The following is a 25,734-nucleotide window of genomic DNA, read 5'->3' as shown; positions in this document are numbered from 1 at the left end:
AGCGAGGTTGCTGGGGGCGCGATGGTCAGCGCGGCTGGCTGATGCGTCCCCGCTGCGCGCTCTCGAGGGATCTCAGGCGTATCACCTCGATGCCGTCCCCAGGCGATGACGGCGTTGAGTGTTGCGCACCCCTCCACCGAGGGTCGTGAGAGCGCGGCACTTCGCGCCGTCAGGACGGACCCAGGCGCAGGCCGCGTTCGCACTCGGCGCGCGCGTTCCCGCCCGTGCTGCGGTGCGACGCGACCGACTCGCCGTCGATGATGATCTCGCAGCTGATGTACGTCGCTCCGTCTGCGGCATCGGCCGTCGCCGTCACATTCCGGAACGGGAACGGCTTGCCGGTGTCGACCCGGAATTCCTGCTGGAACGGGAGGTCGACGAGGTCGTCGCGGAAGCTCTGTGGGCTGGTCGTGGATTCGACCTCGATCACGACGTCCGCGGCGGTGGCGCCGTCGCTCTCGAATCGCACCTCGATCACGATCTGTTCGCCGTCTGGAGCCTCTGACTCGTGCGCGGAGCCGGAGGGGGCGGGGCGTGGGGCCTCGTGTGACGGCGCGGTACCCGTGAGTCCTTCCAGAGTGTCTTCGACCACGCCGCAACCGCTCAGGGTCAGCATGCTCACCAGCGCACAGGCCACCGCTGCGGTCGAGCGCCTCGCTCCGTGTCGCCTCATCACCGCGCCTCCTGTCCAGATCCGCGCAATCGTCTAGCACGACTGTGCTAGAACTGGACTCTAGCACGGTCGTGCTAGAGTCCAGCCGTGAGCAGGAGCATCGACAGGGAGGCCCGCAAAGAGCAGTTGGCGGAGGCGGTCTGGCAGATCATCCTCGACAAGGGGATCGGCGCCGTCTCCGTCCGCACCGTCGCAGACCGGGCCGGGCTCGCCGTCGGCTCGCTGCGCTACATCTTCCCGACCCGCACCGAACTGCTCCGCTTCTCTGCCGAGCTCATGGTGGAACGGGCCACCGCCCGCGTCCTGGCGACGCCGTGGCACGACGACCCGGCCGAGTACGCACTCGCGGTCATCACGCGTCTCCTCCCGCGGGACCCGGACACGCGCGCGGAGCTCGAGATCAATCTCGCCCTCGTGGGCGAATGCCCGGCAGAGCCCGCGCTGGTGGGGATCCGGAACCGCGCGCATGAGCAGCTCCTCGCCGTCTTCACGCGACTGGTGGAGCTGCTGACACACGAGAGCCTGCCGGACGAGGTCGTCGTCCCACTGGCACGGCGACTGCACGCCCTCACCGATGGACTGGCCCTCCACCTGCTGCACCGGGAACCCGGCGACGTGGACGGGGCGCTGGAGCTCATTCGCGACGAGATCGCCCGCATCGCCCGAACGGCGCCATAGCGAGACGGCTCGGTCGTGGCACCGACGGTCGCGAACCTAGCGGCTCGGCGAGGTCTCCTCAAGCCCCTCGGCGACGCCCGTGCGCACCGCCAGACTGAGGGCAGCCCGATCGAAGGAGGACACATGCAATCGACACCCGACGACGTCGGCGGCCAGCCGCTGCGCGACGGTGACGCGACGACCGAGGCCGACCCGCGTGATGACCCCGCGCAGGCGGAGTGGGAGCGCACGGAGGCCCTCGACGACGGAGCGACGCCGGAGGAGCTGGACGCGTCGACCGCGACCGGCCGTGATCCCGACGAGATCCCCGATCCCGACGACGAGGTCCCGGCGGCGGACCTTCCCGGGTCTGCGCCCCAACCGGAGAGCCAGGGGGAGGACCCGGTGCTCGCCGATCTCGGCGAGGAAGGTCAGGGCGACCTCGGACCGGGAGACATCTGATGGGGGTCGCCGCGGTCATCACCCGCTCGAAGAACGGCCAGTGGGTCAACGAGGTGGACGGCGCCCCCGAGCTCTCCCGCAGTTACACCAGCCGCGATGAGGCCATCGAGGAGGGGGAGGCCCTCGCGTCCGAGCACGGCGTCCGCCACGAGGTGGAGCTCAGTGAGCCCACCGGCGTCATCACCGACGGGGGCGACTCCGACGACGCCTGAGCGTCATAGGCGTGACCCGAACGCCGCCGGAGGATCCGGCTCGTCGGGATCCTGCGCCTGCTGGAGGTGCCCGCATTCCGGGCACCTCCAGCCGCCGGGCACGGCGAGCATCACGACGTCGTCCTCCGGACAGTGCGGCGCCGTCCCCTCACGGTTCGTCATCGCCCCAGGCTAGGACCGCTCCCACGGCGACGCCAGGGACCTTGGTCAGTGCAGCACGATGAGTTCCCGCGTGGTCCGGGTCATCGCGACGTAGCGGTCGACGGCCCCGATGCGCCCGTCCCCGAGGTCTTCGGGCCGAACGAGCATCACGAGATCGAACTCGAGGCCCTTCGCTCCCTCGGGCGTCAGTGCCCGCACCCGCGGACGCGGGGTGATCGGACCTGCGCCGATGACCGCCGCGACGCCCTCCGGGTGCTCCGCCAGCCATGCGTCCAGCACGGCATCCAGTTCGGACACGGCGGCATCGCGCACCGGGATGCCGCTCTCGCGCACGGAGACGGGCACGTTGGCGTCAGGCAACGCCTCGCGGATCGCCGGACCCGCCAGATCCATGACCTCCGCGGGCGTCCGATAGTTCACCCGGAGGGTGGCGACGCGCACGTCACGCAGACCGAGGCGCTCCAGCCGCTCCGTCCAGGACTCCGCGAACTCCTGCCGTGCCTGGGCGCGGTCTCCGACGATCGTGAAGCGGCGCGACGGACAGCGCGCCAGGAGCATGCGCCACTGCGCGTCGGTCAGTTCCTGGGCCTCGTCGACCACGATGTGCCCGAACGGGCCCGCCAGCTCGTCCGGCGGCAGCGGCGGCGGCGCTCCCGCCCCGGCGAGGACGTTCCGGGCGTCCTCGCCCTGCAGGATCGACATGACCTTCATCTCACTGTCGTCCCCCGCGACGAGATGCTCGACCACCGCGGCCATCTGCTCCTGCGCGACCGCCGCGGCCGCCTGCCGGCGATGCTGCTCGCGCACGGACTCCGGGTCGCCGATCCGGCGGTGGGCGGCGTCCAGCAGCGGAAGATCGGCATCCGTCCACGGCGCTCCCTCCGCCCGGTGCAGCAGAGCGAGATCCTCCGCCGAGAGCTCCGGGGCGCAGCGGGTGAGGAGCTCCGGCGACGCCCACAGCGCCGCCACCACGGCGGCGGGCGACAGCAGCGGCCAGGCCCGCACGAACAGGCCGGTCAGCTCGTCGTCCTGCCGCAGACGCCGGCGGATCGCGGACTCCGGCACCTCCTCGTCGCGCACCTGGTCGACGAGCATGTCCAGGAGTTCCTCCCAGACCGCGTCGCGGGCCTCGTTGAGGGGCACCTCCGGATCAGCCGCCGCGAACAGGTCGATCCAGTCCCGGCCGGTCACCCAGAGATCGGCCCACGGCGACTCGATCCGCAGCGCGTGGCGAGGCGGACGGGTCAACGCGGCCACCGCCGCGTCGATCACCCGGTCCGGGGCCAGGCGCTCCTTCACGGCCGCGACCCGGGCATCCGTCTCGGCGACGGCGGCCGCACCCTCGGGGGTGAGATCCCGCAGCGTGCACAGACGCACGGTGTCCTCCCCGAGGCTCGGCAGCACGTCCTCGACGTATCCCAGGTAGTGCGGGTTCGGCCCGACGAGGAGCATCCCGCCGGCACCGTTCGTCAGGTGCGGCTCCGCATACAGGAGGTGCGCGGCCCGGTGCAGCGCCACGACGGTCTTGCCGGTCCCCGGCCCGCCGTCCACCACGAGCGCCCCCGCGGACGGGGCGCGGACGATGGCGTCCTGATCCGCCTGGATGGTCGCCAGCACGTCGCGCATCCGGCCCGTGCGGTGGGCGTCGAGGCTGGCGAGGAAGGCGGACTGGTCGTCGAGCGAAGCCGAACCGTCGAGGCCCTCCGCGGTCAGGGCCTCGTCCCAGTAGTCCGTGATCCGCCCCGCGGTCCAGCGGTACCGACGTCGGGAGATGAGCCCTCGGGGGTCTTCCCAGGTGGCGGCGAAATACGGCTCGGCGGCGGGAACACGCCAATCCACGAGGAGCCGGGTGCCGTCGGCGTCGGAGACACCCGCGCGGCCGATGTAGATCGGCGGGCCGTCGGCCGGCGTCATCCGGCCGAGGCACATGTCGATGCCGAAGCGTTCCCGCAGACGCAGCGTCGCGCTCAGCCGCCGGATCTCCAGGTCGCGGTCGACCGCGGTGACACCGGCCTCAGCGGTCTGCCGGCGCACGAGGGCGAGGCGGGCGGACACCGTCTCCCGCTCGCGGGTCAGCGCGGCGTCGAGGCGCCGGAGGTGCGCGCGATCGGCCGCGATCAGATCGTCGGCGGACTTCGCCGCATGGTCGTCGGAAAGGTGAAAGGGATCGAGCACCGGGTCTCCTTCTCGGGTCCGCGTGCGAAGGCACGCGAGCCGTCGATTCTGCTCGGTCAGGGGGGTCTTGTGGCAAGCCCCCACCCCGGCGATATCCTGGAGGTGCAGGGAGACGAGGGGACCACACCATGACCCATCGGATCGGCTACCTCATCGGCAGCCTCGCATCGGACTCGATCAATCGCGTCCTCGCCACCGCGCTCGTGCGCCTCGCCCCGCCGGATCTTGACCTCGTCGAGATCCCGATCCGGGACCTCCCGCTCTACAACCGCGACGACGAACTCACTCCCGTCCCCGCCGTCAGCGCGTTCAAGAGCGCGATCGAGAGCTCCGACGGCCTCCTCCTCATCTCGCCGGAGTACAACCGCTCCATCCCCGGCGCGTTGAAGAACGCCATCGACTGGGGGTCCCGCCCCTGGGGGCACAACTCGTTCGCCCGGAAACCCACCGGCATCATCGGCGCGTCCACCGGCGCGATCGGCACGGCCGTCGTGCAGTCGTCCATGCGGAGCGTGCTGAGCTTCCTCAACGCCCCGCAGCTGAACGCGCCGGAGGCGTACATCACGTTCCGTCCCGAGGTGTTCGGCTCCGACGGGCAGGTCCACGACGCCGACACCGAGAAGTTCCTCGCGCACTACATGGAGGAGTACGCGGCGTTCGTCGAGAGGGTGCTGTCGCTCACCGCACCGGGCCACGTCGGCGATCGGTGACCCGCGCTCGCCGCAGGCACCTCACGAGGACGCCTCCGCCACCAGATCGATGAGCGCCCGGGCGTCGTGGGGAGCGTGCCCCCGGGCATCGTTGTCGAAGTACACGTACACGTCCCGCGGCTTCCCGTCAGCGGCACCGGTCCCGTCCGCCCACCCGCGGATGAGCGCCGCCCACTCCCGCAGCTCGGGCTCGGTGTAGGCGCTGTGGTAGAGCATCTGTGCGCCGTGCAGACGGATGTAGACGTGGTCGGCGGTGAGGGCATCGAACCGCGGCCACTTGCCGGCCGTGTCGGCGATGACGAGGGCCGTGCCGTGGTCCTGGAGCAGCCGCAGGCTGGAGTCCGCCGCGAACGTGTCCGACCGTGGCTCCAGGGCGTACCGGAGCGGGCGGTCGGCATCGATCTCCAGCCACGCCCTGTCCTTCAGCCGTTCGTCGTGGCGCTCGGCGAGGGCGAGGGCCTCCGCCGTGGTCTGCGGCAGCCCGTCGAGGAACGACGCGAGCACGTCTGCGTCGAAGCGCTGGCGCGCGGGGAGCTGCCAGAGGATCGGGCCCAGACGCGGTCCCAGGGCCAGGACCCCGGAGGCGAAGAAGTTCGCGAGGGCCTGCTCCACGTTCCGCAGCCGCAACATGTGGCTGACGTACCGGGAGCCCTTGACCGCGAAGACGAAGTCCTCGGGGACGCTGTCGGCCCACCGTCGGTAGCTGTCGGGCCGCTGCAGGGAATAGAAGGAACCGTTGAGTTCGACGGTGGGGAAGGCCATGCTGATGTGCTCGAGTTCGCGCCGCTGCGGGAGGCCGCGGGGGTAGAAGTCGCCGCGCCATCGCGCATACCGCCAGCCGGAGACGCCGATGCGCACCCGCCCGCGTCCTGCTGCCCGTGTCATGGGCGCCGCCCGAGGGTCAAGCCCCTTGCCGCGACGGCGCCCGGTCGGCAGGCTGGAGTCATCCGCAGTGAAGGAGGAGAAGGCATGTCCCTCAACGACCATCCGATCGATGACGTGAAGCCCGAGGCCGACCTGCAGGAGCAGGAGCGTCTGGCCGACGAGACGCCCGACGACCCGGAGGTGCCGCAGCCGTCGGCCCCGGATCCGCACCCGATCGAGGCGGATCCCGCGGATGCGGCGGAGCAGCGCCTGGAGGTGCCTCTGGACGACGACGGCCTCGAGGGCGCGTTCGACGAGGAGTAGCGGCACCCGGTACCCGCACCGGGGCGGCGGTGGTCGCGGAGAGCTGTCATACGGAGCGACGGTAGCCCGGGCTCTGGTTGCGCGGTCCGGGGTTGACGGGTCGCCATGCCGCCGCTAGCCGCGAGGGGTATGCCCTCTCGACGAACCGCCCCAACCCGGTGCTGCCGAGAGGGCTCACCGCCCTACCCGGACGGTGGGGGAGGCGGCGAAGATCTCGCTGTCTCATCGGCTGAATCCCCAGTCATCAGCCGTAGCCCCCGCTACAAGAAGCAGGATATCCCTTAATCCTCGTGTCCACCATTTGGGGGACAAAAATTTCTTCGAATTCTCTGCCCCGGCCCCTCTCTGTCGCCGATGAGGGCTGATCCGTAGGGTGGAGGCATGGACAGGATGCTCGTCTTCGCCGGTCAGGTCGCTCTTCCCGTCGGTCATCGGGTCGAGGTCTCCGAGCACCTCGATCCGCGAACCGAGGAACCCGTCGTGCTCACGGTGGTCGACCTCGACACGGGCATCCGTTACCGGCGTGGCGACGAGCCGCGGGGAGAGGTGACGCACTGGATCGGCCGTGTCCTGGAGTGCACGGTCGCCGTCGGCGGCGCCCCGCGCACGTCGCTGCTCATCGACCCGATCGGACCGTCGGCCAGCGGTGCGGGCATCGCGCTGCGAGGAGCGGACGCCGCGGTCAGCGCGGCGAAGGCCGAGGCCGATCGCTGGGGCGGCACCGATCGCCCGCCCGCGGAGGAGCGCGAACGCTTCTGGTGACCGCCGCGGTCACCGGAAGTCCCTCGAGCGGTGTGCGACGCCGGTGCGGAGGTCTTCGAAGGCATCGGCCAGGACGTTGACCACGCCTTCCGGGGAACGCTCGAGGATGCCGCGGATGATGAGCGCCGGGGACTCCCGCGCGATCCGGCCGAAGCGGCCCCAGACCCCGGTGGAGCAGATCACGTTCACCAGGCCGCTCTCGTCCTCGAGATTGACGAAGGTGACCCCGGCGGCCGTGGCGGGGCGTTGCCGGTGGGTGACGAGACCGGCCACTTCGACTCGTCGCCCGGTCTCATGCCGTTGCAGATCCGCGGCCGTCAGGACGCCCCGAGCGCGGAGGTCCGTGCGGAAATGCGTCATCGGATGGTCGTCGGTGGAGATCCCGGTGGCCCAGAGATCCGCTGAGAGGCGTTCGTAACTGGTCTGATCGGCGAACAGGGGAGGCTGGACCGCCACGGTCGTGCCCGGAAGGAAACGTGAGCGGTCCTCTGCGGCGGCCCCGGCGAGCCAGATCGCCTCCCGACGCTCCAGTCCGAGACAGGTGAAGGCGCCGGCGGTGGCTAGGGCCTCCAGCTGCGCGGCCGTGGCATCGGTCCGGCGTACGAGATCGTGGAGATCGCGATACGGGCCGTGCGCCTCGCGTTCGGCGACGATGCGCTCCGCCATCGGCACCCCGATTCCCCGGATGCCGCTGAGACCCAGACGCACCGCGAACCGCCCGTCCCGCCGGTGGGCAGCGGACTCGTCGGGGGCGCTCCGGTCGAACCGGTGCACAGGGGGTTGCGGATCGGCCAGGCAGTCATCCCTTCCGGTCGCGCCTGCGGCGTCCGGCGAGAGAGGTTCGAGGGTCTCGGTGGCGCCGGAGAGATGGAGATCCGGCCGGCGGACCTCCACACCGTGCCGGCGGGCATCCGCCGTGAGCGTCGCGGGGGAGTAGAAGCCCATCGGCTGCGACCGCAGCAGGCCCGCGAGGAAGGCGGCCGGATAGTGCAGCTTCAGCCAGGAGCTCGCGTAGACGAGCAGAGCGAAGGACAGGGAATGGGATTCGGCGAAGCCGAAGTTCGAGAACGCCTGGATCTGCGCGTAGATGCGGTCGGCGGCCTCGTCGACGAGCCCGCGACGGGCCATGCCCGCGTACAGCTTGTCCCTCACCTTCTCGATCTTCTCCAGACCTCGCTTCGACCCCATCGCGCGGCGCAGCAGATCCGCTTCATCAGCGGTGCAGTCGCCCACAGCGGTGGCCATCTGGATGAGCTGCTCCTGGAAGATGGGGATGCCCAGCGTCCGGGCGAGGATGTCCTCGAGGTCGCTGTGCGGATACGGGATGGGGAACTCCTCTGGCGCTTCGCCCCTGGCCTCCCGCTCCCTGTTCGCCTCGTCCACCTTGTCCTTCGCCATCTTCCGCCGGACGAACGGGTGGACGGCGCCGCCCTGGATGGGGCCGGGGCGGATGAGGGCGATCTGGATCGCGAGGTCGTAGAAGCGCCGCGGCTGCAGCCGCGGGAGCAGGCCGATCTGTGCGCGGGACTCCACCTGGAAGACACCGATCGAATCGGCGCGGCAGAGCATGTCGTAGACGCCGGCCTCCTCCTTCGGCAGGGTCTCCAGCGTCCACTCCTCGCCCGTCGCCTCGCGGATGAGATCGAAGCAGTGCTGCAGCGCCGCGAGCATGCCCAGGCCCAGCAGATCGAACTTCACCAACCCCATGAAGGCGGCGTCGTCCTTGTCCCACTGGATGACGGTGCGATCCTCCATGCGCGCGTGTTCCACCGGCACCACCTCACCCACCGGGCGGGCGGTGAGCACCATGCCACCCGAATGGATACCCAGATGTCGGGGCGCCTTCAGCAGCTCGCCCGCGTAGTCGAGCACCGTGTCGGGGATGTCATGGCCGTCGACCGGCTCCAGTCCCGACCCCCAGCCGTCCACCTGTCGTGACCAGGAGTCCTGCTGCCCCGGAGAGTGCCCGAGAGCCCTGGCCATGTCGCGGACCGCGTTCTTCGGTCGGTACTGGATGACGTTCGCCACCTGCGCCGCGCGTTCCCTGCCGTACTCCCGATACACCCACTGGATGATCTCCTCCCGTCGCCGCGAGTCGAAGTCCACGTCGATGTCCGGCTCCTCCGTGCGCGTGGTGGCGAGGAAGCGCTCGAAGGGAAGACGGTAGAGGATCGGATCGACCGCGGTGATGCCCAGGAGGTAGCACACCGCGCTCGCCGCCGCGGACCCTCGGCCCTGGCAGAGGATGCCGCGTCGCCGGGCCTCCGCCACGATCCCGTGCACGATGAGGAAGTAGCCGGGGAAGTCCTTCTCTTCGATGACGTCGAGTTCCCGCTGGATGCGCCGATGGCCCTCCGCATCCAGCCGGGGATACTTCGTGGGGACGGCGTCCCAGACCAGGTGCCGCAGCCAGCTCATCGGCGTGTGCCCCGGCGGCACGTCCTGTCGGGGCAGGGCGGGGCGCGCCATCCGCAGCGGGAACGCGGAGGCCGCCGCCAGTTCCAGTCCGTGGGAGATGGCGCCGGGGTACCGCCGGAAACGCGCCGTCATCTCCGCACCGCTGCGCAGGTGCGCCCCGCCGTGGGCCGGCAGCCAGCCGTCGAGCTCGTCCATGCTCCGGACCGCGCGGACCGCGGCCACCGCCTCGGCGAGAGGGGCCTGATCCGGACGGGCGTAGTGCACGTTGTTGGTCGCCACGACGGGCAGTCGCATCCGACGGGCGAGGTCGGCGAGGGCGTCGTTGCGTCGCGTGTCCAGCGGGTCGCCGTGGTCGAAGAGCTCGACGCTGACGTTGTCCCTCCCGAAGAGGTCGACGAGGCGGCGCAGCGGCGCGGCGGCGTCTCCCGCCTCGAGGCCCCGCCGTACTGCGCCCTTGCGGCAGCCCGTCAAGATCGTCCAGTGGCCGTCGGCGGTCGCAGCGAGGTCCTCGAGGTCATAGACCGGACGTCCTTTCTCACCGCCGCGCAGCTGCGCGGCGGTGATCGCGCCCGACAGGCGGTGGTATCCCTCGAGGCCGCGCGCGAGCACGAGCAGATGCGTACCGGCCGGATCCGGGGCCCCCTGCGGGGAGGAAGGGAGGTCGAGGGAGAGCTCGGCCCCGTACACGGTCTGCAGTCGCAGCTCCATGAGCTCTGCAAGCTCGGCGAACCGTGCGGCGCCGTAGAACCCGTCGTGGTCGGTGAGCGCGAGCGCGCTCAGGCCGAGGCGTTCGGCCTCCGCGAGGAGGTCTTCGGGTGAGGACGCCCCGTCGAGGAAGGAGTACGACGAGTGCGCGTGCAGCTCGGCATAGGGCACAGCCTTCTCCGGACGCTCCGGGTGGGCAGGGGGGACGCGCTTCCGGGGACGGCTCACGGGGCCGGGGTCCGGACGGAGCCCCGGCGGTGCGGACGCGGGAGCAGACTCCCCGCTGAGGGTGCGTTCGAGCTGATCCCAGGTCAGCGGCGGATTGTGCCAGCCCATCAGCGGTACCTCCCTTCGGCCCACCAGCGCTCGCCGGCCCGGAAGACCAGCCAGGCGCGATCGCGGTCGTCGACGATCTGGAGCCGGTGTCCTCGTTTGCCGCCGTCCGTGCTCCAGCGGTGTTCGTGCACGGGCCAGGGGCCGGCCCAGGCCTGCACGAGGGCGCCGTCGATCCGGGCGGGGTCGTGTGAGAGGGCGCCACGGTCGTCGACGGCGACCGTGCTCCCGTCCGCGGCGACGACCCCGATGGGACGCGGCGGTCGGAACACCTCGGAGGGAAGAGGATCGGGAAGGCTCCCCGGCCAGGGGGAGCGGGGGTCGCGAGGCGGCACCGCACGTTCTCCCCACGGCGTCAGCACCTGACGGTCGGCGAGCCAGCGCCCTCCGGAGAGGGCCGCCGTGACGACCCCCTCATGACCGAGCATGGTCTGCACCCGCGAGACCGCGTGATGCAGGCGTTCGTCGGTGCCGGAACCGAAGAGCCCGGGCTGATGGTGGGCGGCGTCGTCCACGGCGACGGGGAGCAGCCGGGCGGCCACGATGCCTCCGAACGCCCGGGCCTCGTCGACGGGCTCGCGGGCGTTGCGGGCTGCCAGCGCTTCCAGCTGCCAGCGCACGCGGTCCACGAGATCGGCGGCGTCGAAGCTCGTCGGATGCAACCACGTCCGGGAGTGGACCGTGCCGTCATCATCGGTCAGGTCGATCCGCACCTCGGTGCACACGACCGACGCGTCCGCCAACGCGAGCATCACGGCGTCGGCGGTCTGCCGCACGGCGAAGGCCACTTGGTCCGCGCCTCCGAGGGGCGACTCGAACTCGATGCTCCGGGCGAGCTCGGGATCGGGTGGTCGAGGGGTCAGGGGCCGGGAGTCGGCGCCGGCGGCGAGCGCCTGCAGTCGGGCGCCGTGCTCGCCGAAGCGGTCGCGTACGTCGAGCGGGGCGAGCGCGGTGAACTCACCCAGGGTGCGTACGCCGAGACGGAGGAGGAGGTCGCTCAGCTGCTCGTCGCGGAGCACCTGGACGGGGTATGGGGCCAGGAACCCCCTCGACTCGCCCGGCGGGACCACGGTGCAGGACGCGGTGCCCCGGGCAGCGATCTCTGCGGTGAAGGGGCCGTCGGCGATACCGACGCGCACTTCGGGGAAGCCGGCTGCGGAGAGGATCGCGGACAGCGCCGCCCCCGCCTCGGCCTCTCCGCCGTGGTAGCGGGCGATGCCGCGGGCGCGGAGGATCGCGAGTCCCGGGCGCAGCAGCGTGACTCCCGGCGCGTGCTTCTCGATGAGCTGCAGCACCGGGGTGAAGGCGCGTTCATCCCGCTCGGCGTCGTGGGGAAGGACCTGCAGGGAGGAGAGGAGGCCCTGGGCGACGCGACGGCGCTGACCCGTCCGCACCCCGTGCGCGCGGGCCGAAGCGGTGCAGGCGACGACCGTGTTCGCCTGCACCAGGGCCGTCGGCGGGTGCGGATGCCCGCCACCCAGCGCCGCGCGCAGCGGCCAGTCGGGGAACCAGAGCACGAGGACGCGGAGCGGGGCGTTCATCCTGCCTCCGCCCAGTAGAGGAGTTCGGACGGTGCCGTCGCAGCGGCGTCCGCCATCGGCGGGGAGAGGGTCGGCAGAGCGGTCAGCTCGGTGGCCGCGGTCTCCACGGCTCCCTGCCCACCCGGCAGAAGCACCCGCACGCTCGTCGCGCGGGGACTGTGCCTGGTCCGTGCGGTGACCGTCACCGTGCATTCCGACAGCAGCCCCCACCCTTCACCGAGCCCGTGCCAGTCGGGGTCGTGGAGGCGGATGCTCCCTTCGCTCTGCGCCCAGCGCCCCGCACCCGGCTCCTCGGCCACGAGAAGGGTGGCCCCACGGTCGCGCAGGCGCGCGCTCAGTCGGGAGACATCGGCATCGCGCGCTCTCGTGGACGGTTGCGCGACGAGGAGCGGCACCACCTCGGCCAGCGCAGAGGTGGCCGCGAGCCAACGGTCTCCCGGGTCGGGGACGAGGATCAGCCGGCTCAGATCGATGCCGTAGGCGGCGGCGGCCTCGACACCCAGAGTGGGCATGCCGATCACCGCGCACCAGTGCCCCCGGCCGGAGGCGGCGCTGAGCAGGGCCAGCACGAGGGCGGGCGAGGGGGAGACGGTGTACGAGGTGCCCGTCTGCAGTCCTTCGTCGGGCAGCAGCGCGGCGAAAGCGGGGTCGAGGGGGAGGAGGGCATGATCGCTGCGGCGTCGCTGCATCCGGCTGATCTCGCGGCGCAGTCGCAGGACCTCTCCGGCGCGGGTGTCGCTGGTCGGAGAGAGCGCGGTCATCGCATCGAGCCCGATCCCCATGTGTCCATCCTCGAAGATATGTACGAATAAAGCAAGTGACCTGATCGACGCTAGTTCGTACATCCGACATCGCGAGAGCTGTTGTCCACAGGCCGCTCCGCGACGCCCAGGATCTCTCTAGCCTGCCGGGATGGACCTCCGTCTCGCCCTCCTCGGGCTGGTGCACGGCGGGCTCCTCGCGGTCGGCATCCTGCTGACCGCGATCGATGCCCGCACGCACCGACTCCCGAATCGCATCGTGCTGCCCACCCTGTCCCTGCTGCTCCTCGTCCTCGCCGCGGATGCGGTCGTGACGGGGGAGGCGGCCCCGCTCGGCCGAGGCGTGCTCGGGGCCCTCGCGCTCGGAGGGTTTTACGCGGTGCTGCGGATGCTCAGCCGGGCGGGAATGGGCGGAGGGGACGTGAAGCTCGCCCTCGTGATCGGCCTGCTCCTGGGGTGGCACGGTTGGGGCGCCTTCGCCCTCGGCGCCTCGTCCGCCTTCGTGCTCGGCGCGGCGTATGCCCTCGTGCTGCTCGCCGCCGGTCGGGCCGACCGGCACACCCGCATCGCCTTCGGCCCGTGGATGATCGCGGGGGCGATCCTCGGGGTCGTCGGCGGCTGACCGCGCAGGTCGCGACCAAAGGGGGAGGGCGGCGCTACCCTGAGCACATGGCACTCGCACGACTTCACGGCGGCCCGCTGGACGGGCAGATCATCCCCCTCGGCGACGCGGACGACAAGCTGATCGTCCCCTACAGCGAGACGCAGGTGGTGTACAACCGCCGCGGCGAACCGCAGAACACCGGGGAGGGCGACGGTCCCACCGAGATCGACTACTGGTTCGAAGAGGCCCTCGAAGACCTCACGCTCGAGGATGACTGAGCCCTCCCGCACCGTCGAGGTCGAGCGCAAGTACGACGTCGACGACGCGACCCCGCTGCCGGACTGGACGACGGTCCCCGGGGTGGACGCGGTCTCGCCCGGCGAGCATCGCGCGCTCGACGCCCGTTACCTCGACACCGCGACAGGGACGCTCGCCCGCGCGGGCGTCGCGCTGCGTCGCCGCTCCGGCGGACCCGACGAGGGGTGGCACGTCAAAGGTCCCCGGCAGGGTGACGGTCGCCTGGAGCTCGGGTGGCCCCTCGGCGATGACGAGGGGATCCCCGCCCCGGTGCTCGAAGCGATCGCCGAGTGGACGACCGCGCCTCTGGAGCCCCTCGCACGCATCGAGAACGACCGCACGGCCTACCTGCTCACCGGGCCCGGTGGCGTGCTGGCGGAGTTCGTCGACGACCACGTGCGCGCCACCGACCTCCGCGGCGGCACGCGCCGGACATGGCGGGAGTGGGAGGTCGAGCTCGGGCCGGCGGCTCCGTCCGACGAAGCCGGGCGTGCGGCGTTCTTCGCCGCCGTGGAGCAGGCGGTGCGTGCGGTCGGCGGCCGCGGTGCCGGCTCCGACTCGAAGCTCGCCCGCGCTCTCGGGTTCTAGGCGGCGCGCCATTCCGGCGCAACCCCTTTCCGCTGATGGCGCCGGGGTGATTGAGTGACGACATGAGTCGACCGCCCGTGCTCCGATCACTGCAGACGATCGTCCCCGAGACCGTCCTCGTCCAGGAGCAGGTGCGGGACGTCTTCGCCGCGCAGCCCGACCTGGGGCGTCTGGCGCAGCGCATCGTGGCGACCTCGTTCAACGTCTCCGGCATCGACACGCGGCACACCGTGATCGCGGAACTGGCCGACGGCGCCGCCCCGGAGGAGCCGCTGTTCTACGACCGTGGTTCCGGGCACCTGCTGGCGCCGGGCACGAAGGCGCGCAACGACGTCTACACGCGCGAGGCCTCCCGCCTCTTCGTCGAGGCCGCGCGCCGCGCCCTCGAGGCGGACCCCGATCTGGGCCCCGAGGACGTGACGCACGTCATCACGGTCTCCTGTACCGGCTTCCACGCTCCGGGACCCGAGTACGAGATCGTGCGCGGACTCGGACTGTCGGACGCCGTCCAGCGCTATCACTTCGGCTTCATGGGCTGCTACGCCTCGATGCCGGCCCTCCGCGCCGCCGGGCAGTTCTGCGCCGCCGATCAGGAGGCCGTCGTCCTCGTGGTCAGCGTCGAACTGTGCACCCTGCACCTCCGTTCCTCCGAGGATCCGGACACCATCGTGGCGTCCTCTCTGTTCGCCGACGGGGCGGCCGCCGGCATCGTGACGGCGCGGGACCTCCCCACGACCGTCCCCGCGCTCCGGCTGGACGGCTTCCACACCGCGATCGTTCCCGAGGGCGTGGACGACATGGCATGGACGATCGGCGACTCCGGATTCGAGATGATCCTCTCGACCGCCGTCCCGCAGATCATCGGAGAGTCGATCATCGGGGCGCTGACTCCGCTCTACGGCCGGGAGGACGCCCTGGCCGAGGCCTTCGCCGCGGGGCGCGTGGGGGATCGCGTGCGCCATTGGGCCATCCACCCCGGCGGTCGGAGCATCCTCGACCGCGTCCAGGAGCGGCTGACCCTGAGTGACGTGCAACTGCGTCCGGCGCGGGAGACCCTCCGCCGGTTCGGGAACATGTCCAGCGCGACCGTGCTGTTCGTCCTGAAGCGCATCCTCGAGCAGGAAGGCGCGGAGCCCGGCGACCGGGTCGCGGCGATGGCCTTCGGGCCGGGCCTCACTGCCGAGAGCGCGCTGCTTACCGTGGTCGCCGCCGCCTCGTGACCGTGGACCTCTCGACGCGCGCGGTCGACATCGTCGAGCTCATGGATGATCCCGACGCGGACGACGAGGCGCTCGGCCGCACGTATCAGCGCTTCGGCGCGGTGAACGCGGTCGTGTCCCGTCCCGGGCGTCTCTACCGACGAGACATCCGTCCCCGGGCGGCGTCCGGCCGCCGGGTGCGGGTTTTGGACATCGGCGCGGGAGGGGGCGATCTGTGCCGGGATCTGGTCCGGCGGTTGCGTCGGGACGGGCTGCAGGCCGACATCACCGCGCTCGATGCCGACGAGCGGGCGGTGCGCTGGGCCTCCGCGCATGACGACGGTGCGGGCATCCGCTATCGCCATGCCTTCTCCGGCGACCTCGTGGCGGAAGGGGACACCTACGATGTGGTGCTGTCCAACCACGTCCTCCATCATCTCGACGCGGGGGCGCTGCGCACGGTCCTCGAGGACTCCCGGGCGCTGGCCGGTCCCCGCGGCCTCATCTCCCATCACGACATCGCGCGCAGCCGCCTGGCGTACACGGCTTTCGCCGCGGGCACCTGGCCTCTGGCGCGCAACGCCCTCGCGGGCTCGTTCATCCGGGTCGACGGCCTCCTGAGCATCCGGCGCTCCTATACGCCGGACGAGCTCGCGGCGGTCGTCCCGTCGGGCTGGGAGGTGCGGTCGCACCTGCCGGCGCGGCTCGAACTGCGCTGGGAGGCGGCGGATGGCCGACCATGACGTCCTGATCGTCGGCGGCGGTCCCGTGGGCCTGCTCGTCGCCTGCCTCCTGGCGCAGGACGGGCGCCGGGTGCGGGTGTGCGAGCGCCGCACCGGGCCAGGCACGCGGACGCGGGCCATCGGCATCCACCGTCCGGGGCTCGACGCCCTCGATGCGGCGGGGGTGGGCGCCGGCGTGCGCGCCGAGGCTCTCCGGCTGTCGGGTGGCGAGGTGCGCAGCCGCGGTCGATGCCTCGCGTCGCTGACCTTCCCGGCGGAACGCCCCATCCTCACGCTCGCGCAGCCGCGCACGGAAGGGCTGCTGCGCACCCGACTCCGGGAGCTGCAGCCCGAGGCGCTGCGACCCGGGTCCGCCGTCCGATCCGTGCGGGACGTCGGTCCCTTCGTCCGCGTCGGGATCCACGACGCATGGGGCCGGCGGGAGGAGACGGCGTCCGTCGTGATCGTCGCCGACGGCGTGCGGAGCCGGCTGCGTGCGGCATTCGGTGCCGGGTGGGTCTCCCGGCCCGGGGCCGCGACCTACACGATGCTCGATGTCGATGCGCCCGAGGACGATCGTGCCGTGCTGTTCTTCGAATCGGAAGGGCTGGTCGAGTCGTTCCCGCTGCCGGGAGGTCGGCGTCGCTGGGTGGTGCGGACGGGCTCCGGTCAGACCGTGTCCTCGGCGGCCGAGCTGGCCGCCATGGTCGCGCACCGCACCGGGGAGCGGGTCGAGGGGGACCCCCGGGCCGCGGTGTCGTCTTTCCGCGCGGCCCAGCATGCGGCCCGCCGAGTGCACCGCGGTCGCGTGGTGCTCCTCGGGGACTCCGCGCACGAGGTGAGTCCGATCGGCGGGCAGGGCATGAACCTCGGCTGGGCGGACGCCCTCCGTCTCGCCGCCGCGCTGCGCGGGACCGATCCCCAGGCCCTTCCTCTCCTCGACGGCTTCGCCCGGGGTGTCCGGCGCTCCGCGGGGAGAGCGCAGCGGCGTTCCGCGTTCTTCATGGCGATGGGCTCCCCGGTGGTCGCGCCGGTGGCGGTCGCCCGCGAGGGACTGGTGCGTGCGCTCGGCTCTCCGCCACTGCGCGGCTGGACGACCGGCCTCATCACGATGCGCGGCCTGTGACGCGAGAAGGCCCGGTCCGCGATGCGCGGACCGGGCCTTCTCGAGGCGACGGATCAGAAGTTGATCATGTGGCCGGCGAGCCCGTGGAAGCCCTCCTGCAGCGCCTCCGACAGCGTCGGGTGCGTGTGGACGTTGCGGGCCAGCTCGAGAGCCGTGAGGTCCCACTTCTGCGCGAGCGTCAGCTCGGGCAGCAGCTCCGACACGTCCGGACCGATCATGTGCGCGCCGATGAGCTCCAGGTGCTCGGCGTCGGCGATGAGCTTGACGAAGCCGACCGGCTCGCCGAGGCCGTGCGCCTTGCCGTTGGCCATGAACGGGAAGGTCGCGACCTTGATCTCGCGGCCCTCGTCCTTCGCCTGCTGCTCGGTGAGTCCGAACGACGCCACCTGCGGCGAGCAGAAGGTCGCCCGCGGCATCATCCGGTAGTCGCCCAGGGGCATGGTCTCCGCGCCGCCGATCGTCTCGGCTGCGACGACGCCCTGCGCCTCGGCCACGTGGGCGAGCTGCAGCTTGGCGGTGACGTCGCCGATAGCGTAGATGCCCTCGACGTTCGTGCGCATGTGGTCGTCGATGTCGATCGCACCGCGCTCGGTGAGCTTCACGCCCGTCTTCTCGAGCCCGAAGCCCTCGACGTTCGGGGCGAAGCCGACCGACATGAGCACCTTGTCGGCGTCGATCGAGGCCTGCTGGCCGTCCTTGCCCGTGTAGGAGACGGTCACGGAGGAGCCGTTGTCGACGACCGACTCGACCTTGGTGGAGGTGAGGATGTCGACGCCGTAGTTCTTGTACTGCTTCGTGATCTCCTTCGACACGTCGGCGTCCTCGTTGGGAAGCGCGCGGTCGAGGAACTCGATGATCGTGACCTTCACGCCGTAGTTCGTCATCACGTAGGCGAACTCCATGCCGATGGCGCCGGCGCCGACGATCACGATGGACTTCGGCAGCTCGCGGGAGAGGATCTGCTCCTCGTAAGTCACCACGTTCTCGCTGAGCTGCACGCCGGGGAGGAGGCGGACCTTCGATCCGGTCGCGATGATCACGTTGTCGAACGTGACCTCCTCGGTGGAGCCGTCCGACTTCGCGACCGAGATGGCCTTCGGGCCGGTGAAGGTGCCGCGGCCGTCGTACTCGGTCACCTTGTTCTTCTTCATGAGGAAGTGGATGCCCTTGACCCGGCCGTCCGCGACGACACGGCTGCGGTCGAACGCCTTGCCGTAGTCGATCGTGAACTCTCCGGAGATCCCGAAGAAGTCGGCCTTGTGGTTCAGCGTGTGCGCGATCTCCGCGTTCTTCAGGAGCGCCTTGGAAGGGATGCAGCCGACGTTGAGGCAGACACCACCCCAGTACTTCTCCTCGATGATGGCGGTGGACAGACCGAGCTGCGCGCTGCGAACCGCAGCGACGTATCCGCCAGGACCTGCACCAAGGATGACGACGTCGTAATGTGGCATGCCTTAAGCCTATCGCTCCGAGGGGGCGTCGGAATCGGTCGGAGCGGTGCCTCTCCGACCGCGCATCGTCAGCCAGACGGCCACCGCCAGCGCGGCGAGCACCCCGGCGATCGAGATCGCCCAGATCCACGCCGATGCGCCGCTGTCGCCGCCGTCCGCGGCCGCGGGCGTGGTCGTCGCGGGGGGCTCGGGTGCGGCGGTCTGCGCCGTGGTGGGGGCGGCCGTGGTCGGAGCGGCGGTGGGCTCCGCCGTCGCCGTGCCCTCGTCACCGACCGAGACGGTGAAGGAGAACTCCCCGGACGTCGGATGGCCGTCGCTGGAGACGACCTTCCACACCACGTGGTACTCGCCCGCCGGGCCCGAGCCGCGGAGGGGCTGGGTCACGATCGCTCCGTCGACGGTGGGGGAGCCGTCGATCACCGAGGCGCCCGTCGGATCGGTGACGACGAGCTCCGTCGCCCCTTCGCCGTCGATCAGCTTGGCGTTGAAGGTGAGCGTGAGAGCCGAGGGCAGCGTCTCGACCGTGCTGTCCGCCGCGGGCGACGACGACAGGAGGGCGTCGTGGGCGGACGCCGACAGCGGGGAGAAGAGCACGAGGAAGGTGGCGAGGAGGCCAGCTGCGAGGGCGATCGGGGTGGCGGGGCGGCGCAGGGCTTTGGTCTTCACGAGTCCAGCCTATGAATCCCCGGTATGGGACCGCTGAGTGTGAAACCCGGCTCCCGCGCGGCGCTCCGGATCGGATAGTCTGGACAGTCAGGAGGGCACAGTGACAGACAGCGACAGCCGACCGGCCGGTGAAGCCGCCATCCATCGCTCCGGCGAGCCCAGACACGATGTGACGCAGACGTTCGGACACGACTCCGATCTGTCCTTCGTGCCGTTCGGCGTGGAGTTGACCGATGTCGAGCAGTCGGCGATCGCGGCGCTGCCGTCGGGCTCGGCGCTGCTGCTCGTGCGTTCCGGCGCACTCGCGGGAGCCCGCTACCTGCTCGACACCGACGTGACCACGGTGGGGCGTCATCCCGAGGCCGACATCTTCTTCGACGACGTCACGGTGTCGCGCCGCCATGCAGAGATCACCCGCAACGGGACGACGTTCGAGATCATCGACCAGCGGTCGCTCAACGGCACTTACGTCAACGGGGAGCGCGTCGACCGCAGCACCCTGGTGGACGGCTCTGAACTCCGGGTCGGCAAGTTCCGGCTGAACTTCTTCGCGTCACCGCTCGATCGCGTCGCGGCGACCGCCTGATGGCGGGGACTCCCGCCCGCGAACGCTCGGCGTCCGCGGGCCTGCTGAGCATCGGTCAGGTGCTCGCCCGCCTCACACCGGAGTTCCCCGACCTGACCTCCAGCAAGCTGCGGTTCCTCGAGGTGCAGGGCATCGTCCGCCCGTCGCGCACGGAGTCCGGGTACCGGAAGTTCTCGGCCGCCGACATCGAACGGCTCCGTCTGGGCCTCACCCTGCAGCGGGACCACTACCTGCCGCTCAGCGTGATCCGGGAGCAGCTCGACGAGGCGGAGGCCTCGGGGGAGGCCGCCGCGCTCGCCCCGCCGCCCTCGATCGCCCCCGCACCGCGCCGCTACCGCCGGGAGGAGCTTCTGGCCGCCGCCGGTGCGGGCCCGCAGCTGCTCAACGATGCGATCAGCACGGGTGTGATCACCGCCCAGGAGACCTATCCCGAGTCCACCGTCGCGCTGCTGCGGGGACTCGTGGCGCTCGACCGCCACGGCATCGAGCCGCGTCACCTCCGCTCCCTCCGGCAGGGCGCGGAGCGCGAGGTGTCCCTCATCGAGTCGGCGCTGTCCACGCTGCTGCGGCGGACGGACGCCACCTCACGCGCGCGGGCGAACGAGCTGGCTCCCGAGCTGGCCAAGAGGATCGACGACGTGCGGACCCTGTTCGTGAAGGACGCGCTCACGCGCATCCTTTCGTAACGAACTGATTGCGACACACCTTCGGCGGCGCACGGATGTCGTTGCCGGTGCCGGGACCCTGCTCTACCGTGGAGATAACCGTTCCAGGGAGGATTTCAGATGAATGCGGATGAGCTCGCAGGCGACCCGCGGTTCGTGACCGAACTCCTCTTCACGGACGGTCTGCCCGCGATGGATGACGAGGTCGGGTACCGCGGTGCGGTCGCCGCTCGCGCCGCCGGCATCACGTACCGTCAGCTGGACTACTGGGCTCGTACCGAGCTCGTGGAGCCCACGGTCCGCGGCGCGAACGGCTCCGGCTCGCAGCGTCTCTACGGTTTCCGCGACATCCTCGTGCTCAAGCTCGTCAAGAGCCTGCTCGACACCGGCATCTCCCTGCAGCAGATCCGCACCGCCGTGGACGAGCTCCGTCGTGCCGGCATCCGCGACCTCGCGGGCACGACCCTCATGAGCGATGGCGCGTCCGTCTACCTCTGCACGTCGAACGATGAGGTGATCGACCTCGTCAGCCGTGGTCAGGGCGTTTTCGGCATCGCCGTCGGCAAGGTCCTCCGCGAGGTGGAGTCGACCCTCGTCGCCTTCGATCCGACCGCTCCGGACCCCGTCGACGAGCTCTCGGCCCGACGCGCCAAGCGCACCGCCTGACGCCTCCTCCCGCTTCACGAAGAACGGCCACCCTCGAAGAGGATGGCCGTTTCGTGTGGCGTCGCGTCAGCTCTGCGGTCCGTTCTCCGTAACGGGGACGCGCCCCGTACGGATGATGCGGTCGAGGAGCTGGTCGAAGTCGGCGGCGAGCTCCTGCGCGGAATCACCGGGCCAGATGTGCAGCGGCTTCGCGGCGCCCTGCGCCTGCTGCAGCGAGGTGCGCTCCGGGAGCTGGGGCGAGAGGACCAGGGGGCCGAACATGTCCCGCAGCTCCTTGATGCGGAACTGGTGCTCGATCGACTGCGGCCGGACGCGGTTGACGACGATGCCGAGCGGCTGCAGGCGGGGGGAGAGTCCGCGACGGATCTCCTCGATCGCGCGGAGGGCGCGGTCCGCGGCCGCCACGGAGAAGAGGCCGGGCTCGGTGACGACCATGACCCGGTCGCTCGCCGCCCAGGCAGTGCGGGTCAGGGCGTTCAGCGACGGGGCGCAGTCGATGAGCACGAGGTCGTAGTCCGCCTCGACGGCCGCGAGGGCCTCCTCGAGCTTCCACACGTCGCGCACGCTCGGGTGCGGGCCGTCGAAGTTGATGGCGGAGGGGCTGCCGATCAGCACGTCGATCGTGCCGGGGTGGACCTTGGCCCAGCCGCTGGAGGTGATCGCCTGACGGACGGTCTTCTCCTTCGGGTTCGCCAGCACATCGGCGATGTTGAGTCGTCCGGCGACCTGGATGTCCATCCCGGTGGAGACGTCGGACTGCGGGTCGAGGTCGACGACGAGCGTCCGGACGCCTCGGGCGAAAGCCGCGGAGGCCAGCCCGAGTGTCACGGTCGTCTTGCCGACGCCTCCCTTGAGAGAGCTGACGCTGAGTACGTGCACGGACTCCACGTTACCTTCCCCTAGGCTGGGGGAACACTCAGCCCCGCCCCATGTGCGTGCTTCGGCCGTGCATCGAGCTCTCAGAGGTGTGCATGTTCCAGAAGATCCTTGTGGCGAATCGTGGCGAGATCGCGATCCGGGCATTCCGAGCGGCCGTGGAGGTGGGGGCGCGCACCGTCGCCGTCTTCCCGCACGAGGACCGCGGCTCGGTCCACAGGCTCAAGGCCGACGAGGCGTACGAGATCGGCGAGCGCGGCCATCCGGTCCGCGCCTACCTGGACGTGGACGAGATCATCCGCGTCGCCACCGAAGCGGGCGCCGACGCCATCTACCCGGGCTACGGCTTCCTCTCCGAGAACCCCGAGTTGGCGGAGAAGGCCGCGGCGAACGGCATCGTCTTCATCGGCCCGCCGGCGAAGGTCCTGGAGATGGCCGGCAACAAGGTCGAGGCGAAGCGCCACGCCGTCGAGGCGGGCGTCCCCGTGCTCCGCTCGACCGAGGCCTCGGACGACGTCGAGGCGCTCGTCGCCCAGGCGGAGGAGATCGGCTTCCCCCTGTTCGCCAAGGCGGTCGCCGGCGGCGGGGGCCGCGGCATGCGGCGCGTCGAGACGCTCGGGGATCTCGGTCCCGCCCTCGCCGAGGCGATGCGTGAAGCGGGGAGCGCATTCGGCGATCCGCGGATGTTCCTCGAGCAGGCCGTCGTGCGACCCCGGCACATCGAGGTGCAGATCCTCGCCGACAAGACCGGTGAGACGGTGCACCTGTTCGAGCGCGACTGCTCCGTGCAGCGGCGGCATCAGAAGGTCGTGGAGATCGCGCCCGCCCCCAACCTGGACGACGACGTGCGCCGCGCGCTGCACGGGTACGCCGTCGCCTTCGCCCGCTCCATCGGGTACGAGAACGCCGGCACCGTCGAGTTCCTGCTGGAGACGGCGGGGGAGCGCGCGGGCGAGGTCGTGTTCATCGAGATGAATCCGCGCATCCAGGTCGAGCACACGGTCACCGAGGAGGTCACCGACGTCGACCTCGTGCAGAGCCAGATGCGCATCGCTGCGGGGCAGACCCTTGCCGAGCTCGGACTCCAGCAGGAGAACCTGCACCTGCGCGGTGCCGCGCTGCAGTGCCGCATCACCACGGAGGACCCGACTCAGGGCTTCCGGCCCGACACCGGCAAGATCACCACCTACCGCTCGCCGGGCGGCGCGGGGATCCGGCTCGACGGGGGCACGGTGCACCAGGGGGCGCAGATCAGCCCGCACTTCGACTCGATGCTGGCGAAGCTGACCTGCCGTGGACGCGACTTCCCTGCAGCCGTGGCCCGCGCGCGGCGGGCCCTCGCGGAGTTCCGCATCCGCGGGGTGTCCACGAACATCCCGTTCCTGCAGGCGCTGCTGGAGGACGAGGCCTTCATCCGCGGCGATGTCAGCACCTCCTTCATCGACGAACGTCCCGAGCTCCTGCGTGGACGGGTCTCGAAGGACCGCGGGACGAAGATCCTCAATTGGCTCGTCGACGTGACGGTGAACAAGCCCCACGGCGCGCACCCGGGTGTGATCGATCCCGCCGACAAGCTCCCCGCGATCGATCTCGGCCAGGAGCCCGTCCCGGGCTCCCGGCAGCGGCTGCTCGCGGTCGGCCCCGAGGAGTTCGCTCGCGGGCTCCGACAGCAGACGGCTCTGGCGATCACCGACACGACGTTCCGGGACGCCCACCAGTCGCTCCTCGCGACACGCGTCCGCACGAAGGACCTCGTCGCCGCCGCACCGTACCTCGCCCGCCTCACCCCGGAACTGCTGTCCGTCGAGGCGTGGGGCGGTGCCACGTACGATGTGGCGCTGCGCTTCCTCGGGGAGGACCCGTGGGAGCGTCTCGACAAGCTGCGGGCGGCCCTGCCGAACGTCGCGATCCAGATGCTGCTGCGCGGACGCAACACCGTCGGGTACACCCCGTACCCGACGGCGGTGGCGGAGGCCTTCGTCGCGGAGGCGGCCGCGAGCGGTGTCGACATCTTCCGCATCTTCGATGCGCTCAACGATGTGGAGCAGATGCGCCCGGCGATCGAGGCGGTCCGTGCCACCGGGACCGCGGTGGCCGAGGTCGCGCTGTGCTACACCGGTGATCTGCTGGATCCCGCCGAGCAGCTCTACACCCTCGACTACTACCTGGGCCTGGCGGATCAGATCGTCGCCGCCGGCGCCCACATCCTCGCGATCAAGGACATGGCGGGTCTGCTGCGTCCGGCCGCCGCGGCGAAGCTCGTCTCCGCCCTGCGCGAGCGCTTCGAGCTCCCCGTCCACCTGCACACGCACGACACCCCGGGCGGTCAGCTCGCCACCCTTCTCGCCGCCAGCGCGGCCGGTGTGGACGCCGTGGACGCGGCGTCGGCACCGCTCTCCGGCACCACGAGTCAGCCCTCGCTGTCGTCGCTCGTGGCGGCCCTCGCCCACACCGAGCGGGACAGCGGGCTCTCCCTGGCAGCGGTCTCCGATCTGGAGCCGTACTGGGAGGCGGTTCGTCGTCAGTACGCGCCGTTCGAGTCGGGGCTTCCCGGACCCACGGGACGCGTGTACCACCACGAGATCCCGGGCGGGCAGCTGTCCAACCTGCGGCAGCAGGCCAAGGCCCTCGGCCTCGCCAACGACTTCGAGCTCATCGAGGACATGTACGCCGCGGCGGACCGCATCCTCGGACGCGTCCCCAAGGTCACGCCGTCGTCGAAGGTGGTCGGCGATCTGGCGTTGCACCTCGCCGCGGTGAAGGCCGACCCCGCCGACTTCGAGGCGAACCCCGAGAAGTACGACGTGCCCGACTCCGTCGTCGGATTCATGGCGGGCGAGCTCGGCGACCTCCCCGGAGGGTGGCCGGAGCCGTTCCGTTCCAAGGTGCTGGCCGGTCGTTCCGTTCGCACCGGGCTGACGGCGCTCACAGATCAGGATGAGGCGGAGCTGGCGGGGACCAGCGAGCAGCGCCGATCCCGTCTGAACACGCTCCTCTTCCCGGCTCCCACGGCCGAGTTCTGCGAGCGCCGCGAGCAGTACGGCGACCTCTCCGTGCTCGACACCAGCGACTACCTGTACGGGCTCGTGCCCGGGCAGGAGCATCTCATCGAGATCGATCGCGGCGTGCAGCTGTATGTCGGGCTCGAGGCGATCGGCGAGGCGGACGACAAGGGCATGCGGACCGTGATGACGACCCTGAACGGCCAGCTCCGACCGGTGTTCGTGCGCGATCGTTCCATCGCGGTGGAGGCGCACGAGGTGGAGAAGGCGGACACCTCCGTCCCCGGGCAGGTGGCGGCCCCCTTCTCGGGCGTGGTCACCCTCAAGGCGGAGGTGGGGGCGACGGTGCGCGCGGGCGAGCCGGTCGCGTCGATCGAGGCGATGAAGATGGAAGCCGCGATCACGGCCCCCGTCGACGGCGTCGTCGAGCGGCACGCCATCGCCGAGACGCAGCAGGTGGACGCCGGCGATCTTTTGGTCGTGATCCGACCCGCGCACTAATCTTGTGCGGGCGAGGCCGCGCACCC

At 71.0% G+C, this 25,734-nt stretch carries 26 protein-coding genes; 16 read left to right on the top strand and 10 right to left on the bottom strand.

All coding sequences use genetic code 11. The features are described from left to right. Positions 1-169: 169 nt before the first annotated feature. A complete protein-coding gene (locus KAF39_RS14410) occupies positions 170-478 on the bottom strand; it encodes a hypothetical protein (RefSeq protein ID WP_210677860.1) in 309 nt (102 codons plus the stop codon). Positions 479-760: 282 nt separating this feature from the next. Between KAF39_RS14410 and KAF39_RS14405 the strand changes: the two genes are divergently transcribed. The 3 genes from KAF39_RS14405 (at position 761) to KAF39_RS14395 (ending at position 2,004) form a co-directional block, all read left to right on the top strand. Continuing rightward, a complete protein-coding gene (locus KAF39_RS14405) occupies positions 761-1,351 on the top strand; it encodes a TetR family transcriptional regulator C-terminal domain-containing protein (RefSeq protein ID WP_307805221.1) in 591 nt (196 codons plus the stop codon). 123 nt (positions 1,352-1,474) lie between these two features. Next, entirely contained in the window at positions 1,475-1,792 is a 318-nt protein-coding gene (locus tag KAF39_RS14400) for a sugar ABC transporter ATPase (protein ID WP_210677859.1), read from the top strand. Beyond that, positions 1,792-2,004 (top strand): DUF2188 domain-containing protein, encoded by a 213-nt coding sequence (locus tag KAF39_RS14395; RefSeq protein ID WP_210677858.1) that lies wholly within the window; start codon positions 1,792-1,794, stop codon positions 2,002-2,004. The genes KAF39_RS14400 and KAF39_RS14395 overlap by 1 nt, the downstream gene beginning before the upstream one ends. Before the next feature lie 3 nt (positions 2,005-2,007). On the opposite strand, the gene KAF39_RS14390 is transcribed toward KAF39_RS14395, so the two are convergent. After that, on the bottom strand, positions 2,008-2,166 hold the full coding sequence (locus tag KAF39_RS14390; protein WP_210677857.1) for a hypothetical protein: 159 nt from the start codon (positions 2,164-2,166) through the stop codon (positions 2,008-2,010). 45 nt (positions 2,167-2,211) lie between these two features. Continuing rightward, positions 2,212-4,341 carry an RNA polymerase recycling motor ATPase HelR gene (gene helR / locus KAF39_RS14385; RefSeq protein ID WP_210677856.1) on the bottom strand — a complete coding sequence of 710 codons (2,130 nt, stop codon included), beginning with the start codon at positions 4,339-4,341 and terminating at the stop codon, positions 2,212-2,214. 128 nt (positions 4,342-4,469) lie between these two features. Between helR and KAF39_RS14380 the strand changes: the two genes are divergently transcribed. Continuing rightward, positions 4,470-5,051 (top strand): NADPH-dependent FMN reductase, encoded by a 582-nt coding sequence (locus tag KAF39_RS14380; protein ID WP_210677855.1) that lies wholly within the window; start codon positions 4,470-4,472, stop codon positions 5,049-5,051. Positions 5,052-5,072: 21 nt separating this feature from the next. Here KAF39_RS14380 and KAF39_RS14375 read toward each other — a convergent pair whose 3' ends face one another. Beyond that, positions 5,073-5,936, bottom strand: coding sequence for a DUF72 domain-containing protein (locus KAF39_RS14375; RefSeq protein WP_210677854.1), 864 nt, complete (start codon positions 5,934-5,936; stop codon positions 5,073-5,075). Positions 5,937-6,020: 84 nt separating this feature from the next. Between KAF39_RS14375 and KAF39_RS14370 the strand changes: the two genes are divergently transcribed. Then, entirely contained in the window at positions 6,021-6,239 is a 219-nt protein-coding gene (locus KAF39_RS14370; RefSeq protein WP_210677853.1) for a hypothetical protein, read from the top strand. Positions 6,240-6,620: 381 nt separating this feature from the next. Continuing rightward, a complete protein-coding gene (locus tag KAF39_RS14365; RefSeq protein ID WP_210677852.1) occupies positions 6,621-7,001 on the top strand; it encodes a hypothetical protein in 381 nt (126 codons plus the stop codon). Between the two features lie 9 nt (positions 7,002-7,010). On the opposite strand, the gene KAF39_RS14360 is transcribed toward KAF39_RS14365, so the two are convergent. Genes KAF39_RS14360 through KAF39_RS14350 form a run of 3 tightly spaced genes read right to left on the bottom strand, consistent with a single transcriptional unit; the run spans position 7,011 to position 12,780 of the window. Next, the gene (locus KAF39_RS14360; RefSeq protein ID WP_210677851.1) at positions 7,011-10,460 is read right to left on the bottom strand and encodes an error-prone DNA polymerase; all 3,450 of its coding nucleotides are present in this window, start codon (positions 10,458-10,460) and stop codon (positions 7,011-7,013) included. After that, positions 10,460-11,998: a DNA polymerase Y family protein gene (locus KAF39_RS14355; RefSeq protein ID WP_210677850.1), complete on the bottom strand. Its 1,539-nt coding sequence runs from the start codon at positions 11,996-11,998 to the stop codon at positions 10,460-10,462. The genes KAF39_RS14360 and KAF39_RS14355 overlap by 1 nt, the downstream gene beginning before the upstream one ends. Then, complete coding sequence (locus tag KAF39_RS14350; RefSeq protein ID WP_210677849.1) at positions 11,995-12,780, bottom strand: hypothetical protein; 786 nt, start codon at positions 12,778-12,780, stop codon at positions 11,995-11,997. The genes KAF39_RS14355 and KAF39_RS14350 overlap by 4 nt, the downstream gene beginning before the upstream one ends. Positions 12,781-12,910: 130 nt before the next feature. On the opposite strand from KAF39_RS14350, the gene KAF39_RS14345 reads away from it, so the two are divergent. The 6 genes from KAF39_RS14345 to KAF39_RS14320 all read left to right on the top strand — a co-directional run bounded on the left by KAF39_RS14345 (position 12,911) and on the right by KAF39_RS14320 (position 17,295). Next, entirely contained in the window at positions 12,911-13,381 is a 471-nt protein-coding gene (locus KAF39_RS14345) for an A24 family peptidase (protein ID WP_210677848.1), read from the top strand. A gap of 47 nt (positions 13,382-13,428) precedes the next feature. Further along, entirely contained in the window at positions 13,429-13,641 is a 213-nt protein-coding gene (locus tag KAF39_RS14340) for a response regulator (protein WP_210677847.1), read from the top strand. Next, entirely contained in the window at positions 13,634-14,248 is a 615-nt protein-coding gene (locus KAF39_RS14335; protein ID WP_210677846.1) for a CYTH domain-containing protein, read from the top strand. Before KAF39_RS14340 ends, KAF39_RS14335 begins: the two co-directional genes overlap by 8 nt. A gap of 62 nt (positions 14,249-14,310) precedes the next feature. Continuing rightward, positions 14,311-15,468, top strand: a complete 1,158-nt coding sequence (locus KAF39_RS14330; protein WP_246878318.1) for a type III polyketide synthase — start codon at positions 14,311-14,313, stop codon at positions 15,466-15,468. A gap of 2 nt (positions 15,469-15,470) precedes the next feature. Further along, positions 15,471-16,190, top strand: coding sequence for a methyltransferase domain-containing protein (locus tag KAF39_RS14325; protein ID WP_307805220.1), 720 nt, complete (start codon positions 15,471-15,473; stop codon positions 16,188-16,190). Next, on the top strand, positions 16,177-17,295 hold the full coding sequence (locus tag KAF39_RS14320) for an NAD(P)/FAD-dependent oxidoreductase (RefSeq protein WP_210677844.1): 1,119 nt from the start codon (positions 16,177-16,179) through the stop codon (positions 17,293-17,295). Before KAF39_RS14325 ends, KAF39_RS14320 begins: the two co-directional genes overlap by 14 nt. A gap of 53 nt (positions 17,296-17,348) precedes the next feature. On the opposite strand, the gene lpdA is transcribed toward KAF39_RS14320, so the two are convergent. Next, positions 17,349-18,746 carry a dihydrolipoyl dehydrogenase gene (lpdA, locus tag KAF39_RS14315; RefSeq protein ID WP_210677843.1) on the bottom strand — a complete coding sequence of 466 codons (1,398 nt, stop codon included), beginning with the start codon at positions 18,744-18,746 and terminating at the stop codon, positions 17,349-17,351. Positions 18,747-18,755: 9 nt separating this feature from the next. After that, complete coding sequence (locus tag KAF39_RS14310; protein WP_210677842.1) at positions 18,756-19,412, bottom strand: copper resistance CopC family protein; 657 nt, start codon at positions 19,410-19,412, stop codon at positions 18,756-18,758. A 100-nt stretch (positions 19,413-19,512) separates the two neighbouring features. Here KAF39_RS14310 and KAF39_RS14305 point away from each other — a divergent pair, with 100 nt between their 5' ends. The 3 genes from KAF39_RS14305 (at position 19,513) to KAF39_RS14295 (ending at position 21,329) form a co-directional block, all read left to right on the top strand. Continuing rightward, positions 19,513-19,998 carry an FHA domain-containing protein gene (locus tag KAF39_RS14305; protein WP_210677841.1) on the top strand — a complete coding sequence of 162 codons (486 nt, stop codon included), beginning with the start codon at positions 19,513-19,515 and terminating at the stop codon, positions 19,996-19,998. After that, the gene (locus KAF39_RS14300) at positions 19,998-20,684 is read left to right on the top strand and encodes a MerR family transcriptional regulator (RefSeq protein WP_210677840.1); all 687 of its coding nucleotides are present in this window, start codon (positions 19,998-20,000) and stop codon (positions 20,682-20,684) included. The genes KAF39_RS14305 and KAF39_RS14300 overlap by 1 nt, the downstream gene beginning before the upstream one ends. 99 nt (positions 20,685-20,783) lie before the next feature. Then, the gene (locus KAF39_RS14295) at positions 20,784-21,329 is read left to right on the top strand and encodes a MerR family transcriptional regulator (RefSeq protein WP_025105106.1); all 546 of its coding nucleotides are present in this window, start codon (positions 20,784-20,786) and stop codon (positions 21,327-21,329) included. 66 nt (positions 21,330-21,395) lie between these two features. On the opposite strand, the gene KAF39_RS14290 is transcribed toward KAF39_RS14295, so the two are convergent. Continuing rightward, the gene (locus KAF39_RS14290) at positions 21,396-22,208 is read right to left on the bottom strand and encodes a ParA family protein (protein ID WP_210677839.1); all 813 of its coding nucleotides are present in this window, start codon (positions 22,206-22,208) and stop codon (positions 21,396-21,398) included. 92 nt (positions 22,209-22,300) lie between these two features. Between KAF39_RS14290 and KAF39_RS14285 the strand changes: the two genes are divergently transcribed. Then, complete coding sequence (locus tag KAF39_RS14285) at positions 22,301-25,708, top strand: pyruvate carboxylase (protein ID WP_210677838.1); 3,408 nt, start codon at positions 22,301-22,303, stop codon at positions 25,706-25,708. Positions 25,709-25,734: the final 26 nt, after the last annotated feature.

The organism is Microbacterium sp. BLY (assembly GCF_017939615.1).
Lineage (GTDB): Bacteria > Actinomycetota > Actinomycetes > Actinomycetales > Microbacteriaceae > Microbacterium.
This window is presented reverse-complemented; position numbering and strand designations above follow the sequence as displayed.

What these genes read in the sequence shown, in the direction of transcription:
- KAF39_RS14400 (WP_210677859.1), top strand. Translation starts at nt 1,475, where the DNA reads ATGCAATCGACACCCGACGACGTCGGCGGCCAGCCGCTGCGCGACGGT.
- KAF39_RS14395 (WP_210677858.1), top strand. Translation starts at nt 1,792, where the DNA reads ATGGGGGTCGCCGCGGTCATCACCCGCTCGAAGAACGGCCAGTGGGTC.
- KAF39_RS14390 (WP_210677857.1), bottom strand. Translation starts at nt 2,166, where the DNA reads ATGACGAACCGTGAGGGGACGGCGCCGCACTGTCCGGAGGACGACGTC.
- KAF39_RS14380 (WP_210677855.1), top strand. Translation starts at nt 4,470, where the DNA reads ATGACCCATCGGATCGGCTACCTCATCGGCAGCCTCGCATCGGACTCG.
- KAF39_RS14375 (WP_210677854.1), bottom strand. Translation starts at nt 5,936, where the DNA reads ATGACACGGGCAGCAGGACGCGGGCGGGTGCGCATCGGCGTCTCCGGC.
- KAF39_RS14370 (WP_210677853.1), top strand. Translation starts at nt 6,021, where the DNA reads ATGTCCCTCAACGACCATCCGATCGATGACGTGAAGCCCGAGGCCGAC.
- KAF39_RS14365 (WP_210677852.1), top strand. Translation starts at nt 6,621, where the DNA reads ATGGACAGGATGCTCGTCTTCGCCGGTCAGGTCGCTCTTCCCGTCGGT.
- KAF39_RS14360 (WP_210677851.1), bottom strand. Translation starts at nt 10,460, where the DNA reads ATGGGCTGGCACAATCCGCCGCTGACCTGGGATCAGCTCGAACGCACC.
- KAF39_RS14355 (WP_210677850.1), bottom strand. Translation starts at nt 11,998, where the DNA reads ATGAACGCCCCGCTCCGCGTCCTCGTGCTCTGGTTCCCCGACTGGCCG.
- KAF39_RS14350 (WP_210677849.1), bottom strand. Translation starts at nt 12,780, where the DNA reads ATGGGGATCGGGCTCGATGCGATGACCGCGCTCTCTCCGACCAGCGAC.
- KAF39_RS14345 (WP_210677848.1), top strand. Translation starts at nt 12,911, where the DNA reads ATGGACCTCCGTCTCGCCCTCCTCGGGCTGGTGCACGGCGGGCTCCTC.
- KAF39_RS14340 (WP_210677847.1), top strand. Translation starts at nt 13,429, where the DNA reads ATGGCACTCGCACGACTTCACGGCGGCCCGCTGGACGGGCAGATCATC.
- KAF39_RS14335 (WP_210677846.1), top strand. Translation starts at nt 13,634, where the DNA reads ATGACTGAGCCCTCCCGCACCGTCGAGGTCGAGCGCAAGTACGACGTC.
- KAF39_RS14330 (WP_246878318.1), top strand. Translation starts at nt 14,311, where the DNA reads ATGAGTCGACCGCCCGTGCTCCGATCACTGCAGACGATCGTCCCCGAG.
- KAF39_RS14320 (WP_210677844.1), top strand. Translation starts at nt 16,177, where the DNA reads ATGGCCGACCATGACGTCCTGATCGTCGGCGGCGGTCCCGTGGGCCTG.
- lpdA (WP_210677843.1), bottom strand. Translation starts at nt 18,746, where the DNA reads ATGCCACATTACGACGTCGTCATCCTTGGTGCAGGTCCTGGCGGATAC.
- KAF39_RS14300 (WP_210677840.1), top strand. Translation starts at nt 19,998, where the DNA reads ATGGCGGGGACTCCCGCCCGCGAACGCTCGGCGTCCGCGGGCCTGCTG.
- KAF39_RS14295 (WP_025105106.1), top strand. Translation starts at nt 20,784, where the DNA reads ATGAATGCGGATGAGCTCGCAGGCGACCCGCGGTTCGTGACCGAACTC.
- KAF39_RS14285 (WP_210677838.1), top strand. Translation starts at nt 22,301, where the DNA reads ATGTTCCAGAAGATCCTTGTGGCGAATCGTGGCGAGATCGCGATCCGG.